General features: G+C 37.5%; 17 protein-coding genes and 1 pseudogene. All 18 read right to left on the bottom strand.

The genetic code is table 11. The annotated features are described in order from the left end of the window. Positions 1 to 9 precede the first annotated feature (9 nt). Entirely contained in the window at positions 10 to 729 is a 720-nt protein-coding gene (locus ACUN8G_RS01690) for a response regulator (RefSeq protein WP_437347066.1), read from the bottom strand. Then, positions 726 to 965 (bottom strand): carbon storage regulator CsrA, encoded by a 240-nt coding sequence (gene csrA / locus ACUN8G_RS01685; RefSeq protein ID WP_437347065.1) that lies wholly within the window; start codon positions 963 to 965, stop codon positions 726 to 728. Before csrA ends, ACUN8G_RS01690 begins: the two co-directional genes overlap by 4 nt. A gap of 3 nt (positions 966 to 968) precedes the next feature. Next, positions 969 to 1349, bottom strand: a complete 381-nt coding sequence (fliW, locus tag ACUN8G_RS01680; protein ID WP_437347064.1) for a flagellar assembly protein FliW — start codon at positions 1347 to 1349, stop codon at positions 969 to 971. A 6-nt stretch (positions 1350 to 1355) separates the two neighbouring features. Next, entirely contained in the window at positions 1356 to 1865 is a 510-nt protein-coding gene (locus ACUN8G_RS01675) for an OmpA/MotB family protein (RefSeq protein ID WP_437347128.1), read from the bottom strand. Continuing rightward, a pseudogene (locus ACUN8G_RS01670) lies at positions 1866 to 1976 on the bottom strand (flagellar motor protein MotB); the annotation flags it as partial. It abuts the gene before it with no gap. A gap of 44 nt (positions 1977 to 2020) precedes the next feature. Then, the gene (locus ACUN8G_RS01665) at positions 2021 to 2797 is read right to left on the bottom strand and encodes a motility protein A (RefSeq protein WP_437347063.1); all 777 of its coding nucleotides are present in this window, start codon (positions 2795 to 2797) and stop codon (positions 2021 to 2023) included. After that, positions 2797 to 3672 (bottom strand): flagellin family protein, encoded by an 876-nt coding sequence (locus tag ACUN8G_RS01660; RefSeq protein WP_437347062.1) that lies wholly within the window; start codon positions 3670 to 3672, stop codon positions 2797 to 2799. Before ACUN8G_RS01660 ends, ACUN8G_RS01665 begins: the two co-directional genes overlap by 1 nt. 3 nt (positions 3673 to 3675) lie before the next feature. Next, complete coding sequence (gene flgK, locus ACUN8G_RS01655; RefSeq protein ID WP_437347061.1) at positions 3676 to 5067, bottom strand: flagellar hook-associated protein FlgK; 1392 nt, start codon at positions 5065 to 5067, stop codon at positions 3676 to 3678. A gap of 2 nt (positions 5068 to 5069) precedes the next feature. Beyond that, positions 5070 to 5510, bottom strand: coding sequence for a flagellar export chaperone FlgN (flgN, locus tag ACUN8G_RS01650; RefSeq protein WP_437347060.1), 441 nt, complete (start codon positions 5508 to 5510; stop codon positions 5070 to 5072). Continuing rightward, the gene (locus ACUN8G_RS01645) at positions 5507 to 6355 is read right to left on the bottom strand and encodes a transglycosylase SLT domain-containing protein (RefSeq protein WP_437347059.1); all 849 of its coding nucleotides are present in this window, start codon (positions 6353 to 6355) and stop codon (positions 5507 to 5509) included. Before ACUN8G_RS01645 ends, flgN begins: the two co-directional genes overlap by 4 nt. A 1-nt stretch (position 6356) precedes the next feature. Further along, positions 6357 to 7445, bottom strand: a complete 1089-nt coding sequence (locus tag ACUN8G_RS01640; protein ID WP_437347058.1) for a flagellar basal body P-ring protein FlgI — start codon at positions 7443 to 7445, stop codon at positions 6357 to 6359. 9 nt (positions 7446 to 7454) lie between these two features. Continuing rightward, positions 7455 to 8024 carry a flagellar basal body L-ring protein FlgH gene (locus ACUN8G_RS01635; RefSeq protein ID WP_437347057.1) on the bottom strand — a complete coding sequence of 190 codons (570 nt, stop codon included), beginning with the start codon at positions 8022 to 8024 and terminating at the stop codon, positions 7455 to 7457. 1 nt (position 8025) lies between these two features. Then, a complete protein-coding gene (gene flgA, locus ACUN8G_RS01630) occupies positions 8026 to 8673 on the bottom strand; it encodes a flagellar basal body P-ring formation chaperone FlgA (RefSeq protein WP_437347056.1) in 648 nt (215 codons plus the stop codon). Next, positions 8673 to 9473 carry a flagellar basal-body rod protein FlgG gene (gene flgG / locus ACUN8G_RS01625; RefSeq protein WP_437347055.1) on the bottom strand — a complete coding sequence of 267 codons (801 nt, stop codon included), beginning with the start codon at positions 9471 to 9473 and terminating at the stop codon, positions 8673 to 8675. Before flgG ends, flgA begins: the two co-directional genes overlap by 1 nt. Positions 9474 to 9485: 12 nt before the next feature. Then, complete coding sequence (locus ACUN8G_RS01620) at positions 9486 to 10196, bottom strand: flagellar hook-basal body protein (protein WP_437347054.1); 711 nt, start codon at positions 10194 to 10196, stop codon at positions 9486 to 9488. A gap of 9 nt (positions 10197 to 10205) precedes the next feature. Further along, positions 10206 to 10793: a hypothetical protein gene (locus ACUN8G_RS01615; RefSeq protein WP_437347053.1), complete on the bottom strand. Its 588-nt coding sequence runs from the start codon at positions 10791 to 10793 to the stop codon at positions 10206 to 10208. Then, positions 10790 to 12100, bottom strand: coding sequence for a sensor histidine kinase (locus tag ACUN8G_RS01610; RefSeq protein ID WP_437347052.1), 1311 nt, complete (start codon positions 12098 to 12100; stop codon positions 10790 to 10792). Before ACUN8G_RS01610 ends, ACUN8G_RS01615 begins: the two co-directional genes overlap by 4 nt. Then, positions 12097 to 12978, bottom strand: a complete 882-nt coding sequence (locus ACUN8G_RS01605) for an HDOD domain-containing protein (protein ID WP_437347051.1) — start codon at positions 12976 to 12978, stop codon at positions 12097 to 12099. Before ACUN8G_RS01605 ends, ACUN8G_RS01610 begins: the two co-directional genes overlap by 4 nt. Positions 12979 to 12980: the final 2 nt, after the last annotated feature.

Below are 12980 nucleotides of genomic sequence, written 5' to 3'. Positions count from 1 at the left end.
TTTAACACCTTATTTAGAATTAAGAATTTCGAGCACTTCGATTTCGTTAAACAAATTTTCAATTGAGTTTTCAATTGTACGCCAGTCATTATTATTATCGGAAATTTTACCTTCAATTTCAGCACAAATACGAGAAAGATTTCTAAAACCGACTGTACCACTGCTCCCTTTTAATTCATGGATAATAGTCATTAACAGTTCTCGTTTTTCACTGACGAGTGCGTCTTTGATGGCTTCGATTTTAGAGGGTAAATTCGAAATAAAAAGTTTTTTTATGGTCTCCTTTATTTCTTTCTTTTCTTCGTTACTCAATAGCTTTTGGTTTCTGAGTTCTGAAAAAAAATCGTCTCCAAGCGCTTCTTTAATCGATTTGATTAAAACAGATTTTGTTAATGGTTTTGAAATGACATTAACCGCTCCTGATTCAACTGCCTCGATAACGTTTTTTTTGTCTGTGTGTCCGCTAATTACAATTACTGGAATGTTTTTCAGGTCGTCAAGAATTTTAATAACTTTCAGCATTCTTAGTCCATCAAGATTGGGCATCATTATATCGAGAAAAATTAATTTAGGTTTATATTCGATGGCTTTCTGGATGCCCTCGAGTCCATCGCTCGACATTATGACTTCAATATTATATTCCTTCAGAAAATTTTTAACTACATTACGAATAATGTCTGAATCATCGATCACCAGGATTCGCACTTTATTGTCAAAAAAGGTCGTCATTTATTAACCTTTTTAATTTTGTATTTCGACAAATCGACATTTTCGACGCCTTTCTGTTGCGAGGCTTCGCGTGAAATCTCGATTACCTTTTCGTAAATTTCTCCCCGATAAATTTCTACTGAGTCTGGTGCCGATATTCCGATTTTAACGTGGTTCTCTGAAATTGATAAGATTTTAATCGTTATATCGGACCCGATTTTAATTTCTTCGTTTACTTTTCTTGATAAAATTAACATGGCTTACTCTGTAAATAAATTGTAATAGAGTGAATATTTTTCCTCGTCAAGAATTTTCTGATAGCCCGTTTTGTTATCCTGGTTAATGTATACAGGTGCTTTCATGTTGATTGTTATCTTTAACGGGTCAGAATTCAGAATTACGATTCCAAATGCTTCATGATTCTCAACCTGTGGATACTCTTCGTCGATTAACCTAAGTCCGAATAACGGGAAAGCTATATCCGGATTTTCGATCGAGTTAAGCCAGTAAAAAAGAGTATCTTCCGGTTTTATCAAGATAAATTTACGAAGAGTTTCGAAGCCGACCAAACCTTCTTTAAAATTAAGAATAAGGTCGTCGGGAAACTCAATTTCGCCGAATTGTTTTGTTTTAACCTTCATAGCTTCTCACTTTAATATTACTATGTCTACTCTTCTATTTAGTGCCCTTGTTTCGGGCAAATCGTTCGAGGCTATTGGTTTATATTCTGAATAGCCCACGATTGAAACTTTATCTGGCTTAATGCCTTCATCCTTAATTAGATAATATGCCGTGCTGAGCGCTCTGTCAACCGACAAGTGCCAGTTGGAAGGATAGCGTGCTGTGTTAATTGGTACATTGTCTGTGTGACCTTCTATTCTGATATCATTTGGTAATGCTCTAATAACACGCGCCAATCTCTGCAATACAAGTTTTGCGTTTTCGTCCAGAGCTGCCTGTCCAGATGGAAATAAAATGTCATCCAGAATGTGGATTGTTATTCCACGCTCATTCTCTTCCAGCCTTATAGATGAACCGTAATTATATGTTTCGATCAAACTCGATAACTGGTCGGCTAATTTTTCTTTTGGACTAGGGATTATTTTTCCATCTTCCAATACAGATAGATTAGCCGAACTTCCAAATATATTTCCCATAGCAGCAACCACATTTTTATATTTGGCAGTATCGATATTCGACATTGCATACAAAATGATGAACAAACCCAATAAAAGAGTAATCAGGTCGGCGTAAGTAATCAAATACCGATCCTTATCACTATCTTCTCTGAAAAGGAATTCTTCTTCGTTATCTAAGCGCTTATTTTTTCGTACTGTTCGGAAGTCGGAAGCATTCCAACCAGACGCGCTTTCATTATCGAAGGAATCTCTCCACTTAGGAGAGTAACTACTCCCTCCAGAGTTACTTCCATCATATTTTTTTCTTCCAAATGGCATTTTTTAAGTCTGTCTCCAATTGGCAACCAGATAATATTTGCACTGAATACACCCCACAAAGTGGCAATGAAGGCAGTAGCAATATTTTTAATCAACGAGTCCGGATCAGCTCCTGCATTTGCGAGCGTCATAATCAAACCCATAACGGTACCAATAATTCCCATTGTGGGAGCATAACCTCCCATTTTTGTAAACAAAAAGATATTTGAGTAATGCCGTTCCTGCATTGCCTTTATTTCCATCTGTGCAAGGGAATAAATCGATTCGGGATCAATTCCGTCGATTGCATATTTTGTCATTTTCCTGGGAAAGCTGTAAGGAAATTTGACAATATCTTTTTCAATGGCAAGTAGTCCTTCCTTTCGGGCTTTAATCGACAATTCAATAAATATATCCACAATCTTTTTTATATCGTATTTGGGCGGAAAATATGCAAGTCGGATTAATTGAAATATTTTGCTAAAGTTATCAAGCCCGAATCCAATAATTACTGCAGCGAATGTACCGCCAAAAACGATTACAAGCGACGAAACGATAAAAAGAGCTTTTATCGAACCACCTTCGATTATAAAAGCTCCGAATATTGAAAAAATTCCTAATGTTAAACCAATAAAAGCTCCCGATTTTCGCATTACATATAGTCCAGAATTGATTTGGGTAAAATTGATGAGGCTAATTTATATGACAACTGCAGTAGATAATCTTGATACTGTAACTTAATCGACAATTCAGCAGGATCTATTTCTTTCCTTTTCGAAAGCATGTCCTGAGCATCAAGTTTTTGGTTATCGAGGATTGTATAGATGTCCTCCAATCTGTTATATTTTTCACCGGTCAACGACTCTATCGAAAGGATTTCTTTGTATGCTGCATTCAATCTATCTTTTAACGTTTGACTTGGTACAGTGCCTGAATCGAGCGAGTCTATAATGTCGTTGATTGTAGATAGCAAATCGCTGCTTTCGATTTTAGAGCCTGGGACATTGATACTATCCTTGATACCACTGGAGATCTGCACTTTGACCTCGCCGCTCATGTCGGCAGAATTTGTAACTACCTCCCCATTACTGTCAATTGACCATGGATCAGTCGAATAATTTGTACCTGCAAATAAATACATATCGTTGTATTTTGCGTTCAAATTTTGCACAATCGCTTCTAACGAAGCACGTACAGACTGAGCGACCGTGCTAAAATTAGCATTTACCGCATTATCTATGTTAACAACGTGTGTAATAATTTTTTGTGTCTCGCCTACAATATTATCTAATGAATTGATAGTGAATTTTACAAATTCTTTCGAATACTCGATATTCTTCTGATAGGTTTCTATTTTTTTTACTTGAGAATCGATATTGATAATTTCAAGCGAGTTAAACAAATCGTCGCTCAATTTTTCAATGCGACTGTTAGTTATCAATTGATTCTGAATCTTAACTTTTTCGTTGTTAATCTTATCTTGGTTATAAAGATATTTATTTGTCAATATGTTTTCAGTTATTCTCATCTGTTAGACCATTTGAATTATCGTTTCGAGCATTTCATCAGCTGCACGTATTAATCGAGCAGCTGCTTCGTAGGAGCGCTGGTATTTAATCACATTAGTCATCTCCTCGTCTATCGATACGCCCGAGTAAGACGACTTTTGAAGGTTCAATTGTTGTAGAACCATTTCGCTGGTTTCAATTCGATTATCGCTTTGGACTTTTTCCAGACCGAAATTATTCAGGAATGTAGAATAAGCTTCGAGCATAGTCTGATCGCCAAGTTCGCTAAATTTTACGTCCGCCAGTCCTGCAATGTTAACTGCATTGTCGGAATTTCCGTCATTATCTGCCACTCCAGAAGCGGCAATGTTTTTTGGATTGTTTAATATATCCGGATTGATCTTAATCTTTCCGTCAACGAAAGCATCGACCACTGATCCGCCGCTAAGCGTCCCAAAAAACGGGATATCGGTAGACGACGAGCCACTTTGAACCAGTGTATATCCCTGTCGGTGCAATTCATTAACTTTGTCGATGAATACATTGGCAAGGTTTTCCAAGTCGGTTTTGTACTTTGGAATTTGCTTAGAATAAAGATCTGTGAGTGCGTACAATTCACCGTTATTAAGTACTACAGAACTACTTTCATCCGACTTAGGTACAACTTTTAATTTTGTCCCATCAAGTTTTACTGTAAATTCAGTATACACATTACGGTCGGCTGCTAGAACACCACCAACACTAACCGTCACAGTGCCATATTCATTATTGCTGATTGTTATATTTGCCAATTTACTTAACTCACTCAACAGTAAATCTCTTCTATCCTTAAGCTCGCTGGCTTTAATTCCAACTGCTTCGCTATCATAAATTTTCCTATTTAAATCATATATTTCTTTTAAGTAAGAATTCATTTCGTTTACTTTCGATACGGTTTCATTTTTTAGAAGATGCTGTATGGAGCTGATACTATCATATACCTCCTTAAAACGTTCACTGAGTCGTTGAGCATTTTGAACAATCTGAGTACGATACTGGATCGATGTTGGATTTGTAGCCAGCTGACTCCACGAATTAAAGAATTGGTTGAAATAGCTCGATAATCCGTAATCTCCGGGTTCAGCTAATATTGTTTCGACCTGTTGAAGTAACTCTGAACGTTTATTGGCATCTGAATAAGTCGACTGGTATTGATAAATCTGCTTATCAATCAAATCGTTTTTCACACGAACTACATCCTGAATTTTAACACCCATTCCGATACCAGCTTGAGTTTGTTCAGTCCCAAATACAACTTTCTGACGTGTATATTCCTCATTACCAGCATTCGATACGTTTTGAGAAGTCACATCCAGAGCACGCTGGTATGTTGCCATCGTACGCACAGATATATCGAATATTTTACCAATACCCATAACTAAACTCTTTTATTAACAAGCGATTTTTTGCTTTTGCTCAGTAATGTAGTTACAGTATCACGAATAAGATTACGCGATACTCCAACTAAAACCGTAAGCTGAGAATTAATTTTTATAATTTCAGCAGCTTTTTCTTTAATTGAATCCCTAAGATTCTTTAATTGACTGCTTAGATTTGGCAATTTATTCAACAACTCTTCAATCGATGCGTTTTTTAAGTCGATTGAATTTTCCGTTGCGAATACATATGTAAGTCGCTTTCTTTCTCGCTCTTCTTTTTGAATTAAATGGAGCAATTTTTGTTCTGCATCGACGGCTTTGTCGAGTTTTGGAATATCGTTTTCTAGCAATGCTTCTTTTTTGGTTTTGATTGTATCAAGAAGCTCGCTAAAATTTTTTTCCTGCCTTCTTAGAGATTCAATTAACTTTTCTAAGTTCATGATTCATTCTCATTAAAATGATTTAAATAAGAAATTACTTTTTCAATATATCTTTGTGTTTCCTTGAAAGGAGGAATACCATTGTATTTTTCAACATTATTTGGTCCGGCGTTATAAGCCGCCAGTGCAAGCTTCAGATTTCCATTGTATTGTCGAAGCATTTTAGCCAGATATTTAGTGCCTCCAAAGATATTCTGTTCTGGATCAAAACTGTTTTTTACACCCATCTCTGTTGCAGTCGAATCAATCAATTGCATGAGTCCTTTTGCCTTTGCCGGAGATATGGCATTATGATTAGCGGCCGACTCAGCCAGTATAACCGACCTGATCAGATTTTTGTCAACTCCAAATTCATTCGATGCCTTGTCGATAATATCCTCATATTTCCTGAGACGATTCAAAGAATCCGACGCAGGTTTAACACTTTTGAATTCAGTATCATATTTTCTTGTATCCACATCAACTGTCCGCTTGAAAGAGCTTGTCTTAATATTTTTGGGCAACTCTTCACCGGTGACTTTTTTATAGACGGCGTCTGCGATGCCAATACTTTTACCCCTGGTCATAAAGTCAGCAAACTGTTGTTCAAAAATTGCATCGAAGCCGTCGGGCAATCCGAATAAGTTGGAATTATTTTTAACACCGAATTCATTTTCGCTGTTATCAAATATTTCTTCAGTAGCACTATTCATCGAGCGAAGTAGCATCGATGTAAAGAGCGCTTCGAATTGCAATGCCGCTTGAGCAATTTTTGATTTTTGCTTACTGTCGTAGCGTTCATTGACATTTTGCATCTGATTGAGATGCTTGCCCGGTTCGGTTATTTTTACACTCAAATTATTCATATTACATTATCACCAATTCTGCAATTAATGCTCCAGCTTCTTTGAGAGCCTGGAAAATAGCAATTATATCGCGCGGCGATACCTTGAGCGAATTTAATGCAGCTGCAACTTCCTGAACATTAGTTGCACCCTGTATGGCTACCGTTTTAGTTGAATCCTGTGAAACATACGGTACCAGATTATTTAATACGATTGTCTCACCTCTCGAGAATGCATTGGGTTGAGAGATTATCGGGTAAGAACGGATTTGTATATTCAAACCGCCGTGTGTGATCGAAACCGGTTGAATTTTAACATTGCTGCCAGCCACTACTGTACCGGTCCTCTCATTGAGCACAACGCGAGCAACTTCATCCACTTCCACGTTAATGTTTTCAAGTTCTGCCAGAAAACCAATTAAATTATTTTGACGCTCCTGCGGTACCGACACTCTTACTTCAGCTGCATCGACAGCTCTTGCAATATTGCCGCCAAATGTTGTATTTATAGCGTTACTTATATTGTTTGCTGTCGTAAGATCAGGCTCTTTAAGATAGACGGCAACTTCTGATTCATATAAATCAGGAAAAGAGACGGCTTCCTTTAATCTACCTCCGCGTGGCACTCTACCGGCGAGTGAGTGATTTTTTGAAATTCTATTGCCTGAAAAAGTATTGACATCGTAACCACCCACTGAAATTGGTCCCTGAGCAAAACCGTAGACCCGCCCGTTTATTCCAGATAATGGGGTCATTAGCAATGTACCGCCTTGAAGACTTGTAGCATCTCCAATTGAAGATACGGTTACATCGAATTCAGCGCCAGGTTTCAAATTTGCATTCAACGTAGCAGTAACCATTACTGCAGCTACATTTTTGGTTCGGATATCCTCCTGCGGGACTGTAATTCCAAACCGTTTTAGCATGCTTGTTACTGATTGAATCGTAAAGGACGACCTGTAACTGTCACCCGTTCCAGCAAGACCGACAACCAATCCATACCCGATTATTTGTTCGGCGTCATTTCCATTTAAATATGCAATATCCTTGATGCGCTGTGCATTCAAGGTCGTCATTAGAATAAATAGTAATACTGTTGCCTTAATTTTCATTTTCACACCTTAAAATAACCAATGGAATAACCTGGTTAGCCAGCCTGGACTTTGAGAACGGTCGATCATACCGCTACCTTCGAATGTAATTTCCGCTTCCGATATATTATATGAATAAACGGAATTGTCCGGCATTATGTCACTCGGTCTTACAATTCCTTTTATTTTTATAACCTGCTCTTCTCCATTGATTACAATTTTTCTGCTGCCAGTAATTAACATGTTGCCATTTGCATAAACTGTATCGACCAGCGCGCTTATTTTAGTTCTTACAAGACCGGTAGTTTTTGTAGAACCGGTACCTTCGAAAGTATTAGTTGTGCCCAGACTTCCATCTGCTTTTGGTAAAGGAGTGCTGTCCATATTACCCGAAAAATTACCTCCGATATTGCTCGTCCTGCCTGTAGTTGTCTCAGCGTTATTTGATGCCTGTGAAGATTCCATAACAATAATTGTAATTGCATCGCCGATTCCAACAGCTTTGTTATCAGCAAAAAGAGAATAGAGCGAATTCTGTCGCATATTTTGACCGAATACAGTTGCGGTCGTAACTATTAATAAAATCATTATATTTTTCATATTAGTCTTCCAGTATTACGTTTTTCTTGTCGATTATTCTTGCTTTGAATATTTTATTATCAGCTGTAATTACTCTAATTATCTCACCAATTCTTCCTTCCTGACGCGCTGTTGCTTCGACCGAAACATCTACATTTCCTTTTATAACATGGAGTGTAACTTTACTATCAAGATAAATGTCGGGTACAGGTTCAATTATTTCTTCCGTCACTACCACACCCTCATTAATATCGGTTCTGCTTCTTTTTCCTGCAATTTCATCAATTTTGAAAAGTGGAGTCCCTTTAATCGACGTTATTTCGACTTCTGAAGAATCGAACATGTCTGCGTTCAGTATTTCTCCTTTTTTAATTTTTCTATTTGCAGTGAGCACAGTTTTATAAAGTTCAATTTCAATGGTTATAAACGAGTTGCTGATATTGTTGTATGCATCGTAAACCTGCACTGGCAAGAAAGCATATCTGTTACTAATCCTCATCTGTCGACTATCGTCAATTTCAATTCTACTATTGTTGATAGGAAGACCGTTAACTTTGTAAGAAAATCTGGAATACTCCGACAATTTTTCTGACAAATAATTTTGCAGTTTCGATTTGAACGAATCCTCAGGAAATAGTTGAAGCAATATGATTAAGAATATTGCTAACATTATCCCCTCTTCAGATTGTTTGCCATTGTCATCATATCTTCAACTGTTTTAACAGTTTTTGAATTGATTTCGTAAGCACGCTGAGCAGCAATCATTGCAATCATTTCTTCAACTATATCGACGTTGGAAGTTTCGAGATAGCCCTGATGAATTTCGCCGTAGCCGTCTTCACCTGGTGTGCCGAGTATTGGTTGCCCGGAAGCGGGGGTTTCTCCATACAAATTGTCACCGAGTGCAACCAAACCACCGTTATTCATAAATCGGGCTATTTCGATGCTGCCAAGTGTAACTCGTGAACCGTCCACCAATTCAGCTTCGACAGTACCATCTTTGGCAATCATTAAATTTACTACGTCATTATTAATAGTAAAACCTGGATCGAGTTCGTATCCGCTTGAAGTTACGATTCTACCGTCGGCATTTAGTTTGAAGGAACCATCACGAGTATAAGCGAAAGTTCCGTCACTTTTGCGTACCTGGAAAAATCCGTCGCCGTAGATTGCCAGATCCATCTGATTGTTTGTCGCTATCAGGTCTCCCTGTTTGAAAATTTTTTGAGTCGAAGCCGGCTTGACACCATTTCCTATCTGGATTTTATTGTTCGTAGTTTCATAAACACCTGGCGTTGAGCTTGTCAATGGATTGATGTTGACCTCCTGATACATCAGATCCTGGAAGTCGGCTCGGTTTTTCTTAAAACCGGTTGTGTTGATGTTTGCTATATTGTTCGATATAACTTCGATATTAATCTGTTGCGCGTACATTCCGGATGCAGCCGTTCTCAAAGCTCTCGTCGGCATAATCTACCTCGTTTATATTTTGCCAATTTGATTTGCATGATCAAGTGACTGATCAAGCACATTTATTATTTTTTGTGACGTCTCATACGATTTGTTCAACGAAATCATCGCTTCCATTTCCAGAATCGGATTCGTATTCGATTCTTCCAGATATCCCTGTGCCAGTTTGAAATCATTTTCATTCAATTCTTTAAATGGCTGATTTTCCAGCAAAAAGTTCGAAGCACCAATACGGTTTAAACTTTCCGGAAATTCTACGTCTACAACGAGGATCGTATCAATGTATTGGTTGCCAACTCTAATTTCTCCGTTATTGGAAATTTTAACTTCCGCATCTTTATTCCTGATCAATTCACCCATATAAATTTCGCCGCCCTTGCCCTGCACTCTATTCCCCTGTCCGTCGACAAGATAGCCGTCGTCCGAAAGTCGAAATCGACCGTCTCGAGTCAATTCGTACTCACCGTTTCTGTTTTTAATCATAAAAAAACCTTTTCCATAAATGGCAACGTCGAGAGGATTTGAAGTAAGTACAGCTTCACCCTGCTGCATGCTTGTTAATTTTTTGAATTGAGCTTCGCCCGCTTCGTTTATATACTCGGAGAACGGAATTTCTCTTTTATATGCGGTTGTGTTAATATTGGCAATATTATTGGCAATGATGTCGATATTCTGCGATCTCTGCACCATCCCTCTTGCAACAGTATAAATTCCTTTAATCATATAAACTCCTCAGTTATGAAACTCGTAATATTTAAGCCTGGCTGCCAGCATCAACTCACCCTGCGCCACTTTGAGTTCCTTAGCCTTCTTGCTAATATTTTTATCATTCAATTTATTTATTACAGGATTGTTCAATAATTCTTTTCTGAATTTACTTTTTCTGTGGTCGGTTACCAGCTGCAATTTTTCTTGTCTCATCATTCCGATGTTATTTTTCAGTTTCTTCTTCGACATTTTCTGTGCTCTAAGCACGGCTCTTCGAATGAAGATTAGGACGAATAAAAACGCCGAGAAGGAAATCAATAGTTTTATATTAAACGGCAATTCCAGATACAATTGATAAAACGATTTTTTCTTATTAATCACTACGGGCATCTCGTTTTCATATTCAGGAGCTGTTTCAATAATATCAGGCTCTTTAACTGCATTATTTTCGTTTTTAATTTTTGCCATAAGAATTTGTTGAGCGACGAGTTCTCTTATATCGATCGAGTCTTGAACGTCGTCTTCATAAGCCGTTTGCAAAGAGAGCGTATCTTCCTGTGCCTGAGTAGAGAAGCCAGCTAAGAGGATCAATATTGCAACCAGAACTTTCATCTTGTTAACTTCCTTTTTAATGGGAATAACAAATGAATAGAAGTACCTTTTAGCGGCATCGAGTCGTATTCGATTTTGCCGTCACATTTTTTCATTAATTCACCGACAATCTTTATAGTCAGATTGGATATATAGTCTGTCGATTTTCCGAAATCTTCCCAGTAATCTGTAACAAAAACAGAGAGGACAATAACTTCGTTAATATATTTAGTTTGAATTACGATACCGCTGCCGCGTTTCGATTTCTTTTTAATCATTGAAAAGATATTCGTTAGGATTTGCTTAATCTCTTTAGCGTTTGCAAGTACTGGTGGAATATTATCTTCCAGGTCGAGTTCACATTCAAGTTCTAGACTTTTGAGAGTTGCTACAACCACGCCATAGAAATCTTTTACCAGAGAATTGAGGTCGCACGGCAAATTTTGTTTTTCAAAGTTTTTATTTATTTCATTGAATTTGAAAAGCTTTTGAGACAGGCCGCTGAGTCGTTCTACTCGTTCTCTTATTTTTTCGAAAATTTCGGTTTCAACGCCTGTATTCAAACTTTCGATATAATCAACATTACTCAAAATAACCTGCAGCGAGTTGAGCATATCGTGAATAATGCCTTCGGCAAATTCTCCGACGGCATAAAGTCTGAAATCATTATTTAATTTAGACTCGTAAGTGTGTAAATCGTCGTAGAGTTTGTTTATTTTATTTTTCTGCTGTATTGAGATAATTTGTGGTACAACTGAACTCAACAAAATATAGATGGCCTGATTTTCGAGCGAGTCCTCAGATATCTTATAAGCCGGTCCTAAGAGCGACACCACTCCAATCGGATTTTTCTGAAAATAAACCGGAAAGATTGTTTGATATAATTTCGAGCCTTCACCTGTAATTGAACTTAAATCCGGAATAAGTGTCGGCTTTTGTGTTTCGAATATCCAATCCAGTATTCCGTTTTTAAAGGCTTTATTGACCAATTTATTCTGGAGCACCGACGAGTTTGTACTTACAGAGTTTAAGATTGTGCGCGAATCGTCAAACATAAATAAATCGACTTCTTTGGAAGAGATGATCATCTTAACATGATGGCTGAACAAAGAATGGATCTCATCGATATTTTTCAGACCCGCAAATTTTTTCTGAAAAGTAAAAAGCGATTGAATGATGTAGTTGTACTTTTCGAACAAATTGTTTCTCGAACGATGAGTTTCGATATTAATCAGCTGGAAATCCCCTGACGAGTTTCCTTTCGTATAGTATTGAAGCGATTTCGAGAACGATTCGAATCGCGCGGTATTATCTTTAATTACTCTCAAAGCAAATTCCTCAATGATTCTATTTGTGATGAAATTGGTTCTCTGTAACTCTCAATAAATTCTTCAATTTCCTGCATATCTTTAAACTGCAGAATGGTAGCTGCTTCGGCATTTAATTCGAGGTCATTATCCCAATCAAATTTTCCGATATCGAGTTTCTGAGTCATATAATCGCTCAGATGAATAATTGAGGATAGAATTTTTGTATTTGTCGATTGTTGAGGATTGTGGTGATATTTTACCATTTCGCAAATATGCTCTGGAATATTCCAGTTGCGTAAAAGAGTATAGCCGACCATCTGATGGTCCATACCAAGTTGTTGATTTTCGGCCTCTGAATATTTCGAACCCTTTTCCACGCTTTCTTTGATTTTTACAAAGTCTGAATGCATATATCGATGGATAACCGATATGCCCAGGTCGTGAAGCAATGCGCCAATAAACACATCGTTGCTTTCACGAATATTCATATCGTCGGCAATCTTTTTTGCAGTTGTTGCAGTTATATATGAATGAAGCCAGAAGTTTTTCTGGTTCATATATTCATCGTTTTTATTTTTCATAGTTTCCATCAACGAAAGCGCCATAACAATATTTCTGATTTCATTGAAGCCCAAAATCATAATGGCATACTCGATGGACGATACCCTTTTGGCTAGTCCATAAAAGGGCGAATTGGCTATAGTAAGAATTTTAACCACTATGCTCTGGTCCTTCGAAATAGCTTTAGCCAGTTTTTGTGGACTTGTATTGAGATCTTTCAACAATTCCAGAACTTCGGAAAGTATTTTAGGTACCGGCGAGAGCGTCGTTACGCGCTTCAATACGAGTTGTGTACGTTCCCTTTTTTGTGCCTGGTCAAATACTATTGTGTTCATTG

The sequence above is a fragment of the Melioribacter sulfuriphilus genome (assembly GCF_052656625.1).
Note: the sequence above shows the minus strand (reverse complement) of the source record. Positions and strands in the feature narration are given on the sequence as shown.

Coding starts and splice junctions, on each gene's coding strand:
- flgK (WP_437347061.1), bottom strand. CDS start 5,067: ATGGGTATTGGTAAAATATTCGATATATCTGTGCGTACGATGGCAACA.
- ACUN8G_RS01640 (WP_437347058.1), bottom strand. CDS start 7,445: ATGAAAATTAAGGCAACAGTATTACTATTTATTCTAATGACGACCTTG.
- fliW (WP_437347064.1), bottom strand. CDS start 1,349: ATGAAGGTTAAAACAAAACAATTCGGCGAAATTGAGTTTCCCGACGAC.
- csrA (WP_437347065.1), bottom strand. CDS start 965: ATGTTAATTTTATCAAGAAAAGTAAACGAAGAAATTAAAATCGGGTCC.
- ACUN8G_RS01620 (WP_437347054.1), bottom strand. CDS start 10,196: ATGATTAAAGGAATTTATACTGTTGCAAGAGGGATGGTGCAGAGATCG.
- ACUN8G_RS01665 (WP_437347063.1), bottom strand. CDS start 2,797: ATGCGAAAATCGGGAGCTTTTATTGGTTTAACATTAGGAATTTTTTCA.
- ACUN8G_RS01675 (WP_437347128.1), bottom strand. CDS start 1,865: ATGGGAAATATATTTGGAAGTTCGGCTAATCTATCTGTATTGGAAGAT.
- flgA (WP_437347056.1), bottom strand. CDS start 8,673: ATGTTAGCAATATTCTTAATCATATTGCTTCAACTATTTCCTGAGGAT.
- ACUN8G_RS01645 (WP_437347059.1), bottom strand. CDS start 6,355: ATGAATAATTTGAGTGTAAAAATAACCGAACCGGGCAAGCATCTCAAT.
- ACUN8G_RS01660 (WP_437347062.1), bottom strand. CDS start 3,672: ATGAGAATAACTGAAAACATATTGACAAATAAATATCTTTATAACCAA.
- ACUN8G_RS01605 (WP_437347051.1), bottom strand. CDS start 12,978: ATGAACACAATAGTATTTGACCAGGCACAAAAAAGGGAACGTACACAA.
- flgN (WP_437347060.1), bottom strand. CDS start 5,510: ATGAACTTAGAAAAGTTAATTGAATCTCTAAGAAGGCAGGAAAAAAAT.
- ACUN8G_RS01690 (WP_437347066.1), bottom strand. CDS start 729: ATGACGACCTTTTTTGACAATAAAGTGCGAATCCTGGTGATCGATGAT.
- ACUN8G_RS01635 (WP_437347057.1), bottom strand. CDS start 8,024: ATGAAAAATATAATGATTTTATTAATAGTTACGACCGCAACTGTATTC.
- ACUN8G_RS01615 (WP_437347053.1), bottom strand. CDS start 10,793: ATGAAAGTTCTGGTTGCAATATTGATCCTCTTAGCTGGCTTCTCTACT.
- flgG (WP_437347055.1), bottom strand. CDS start 9,473: ATGCCGACGAGAGCTTTGAGAACGGCTGCATCCGGAATGTACGCGCAA.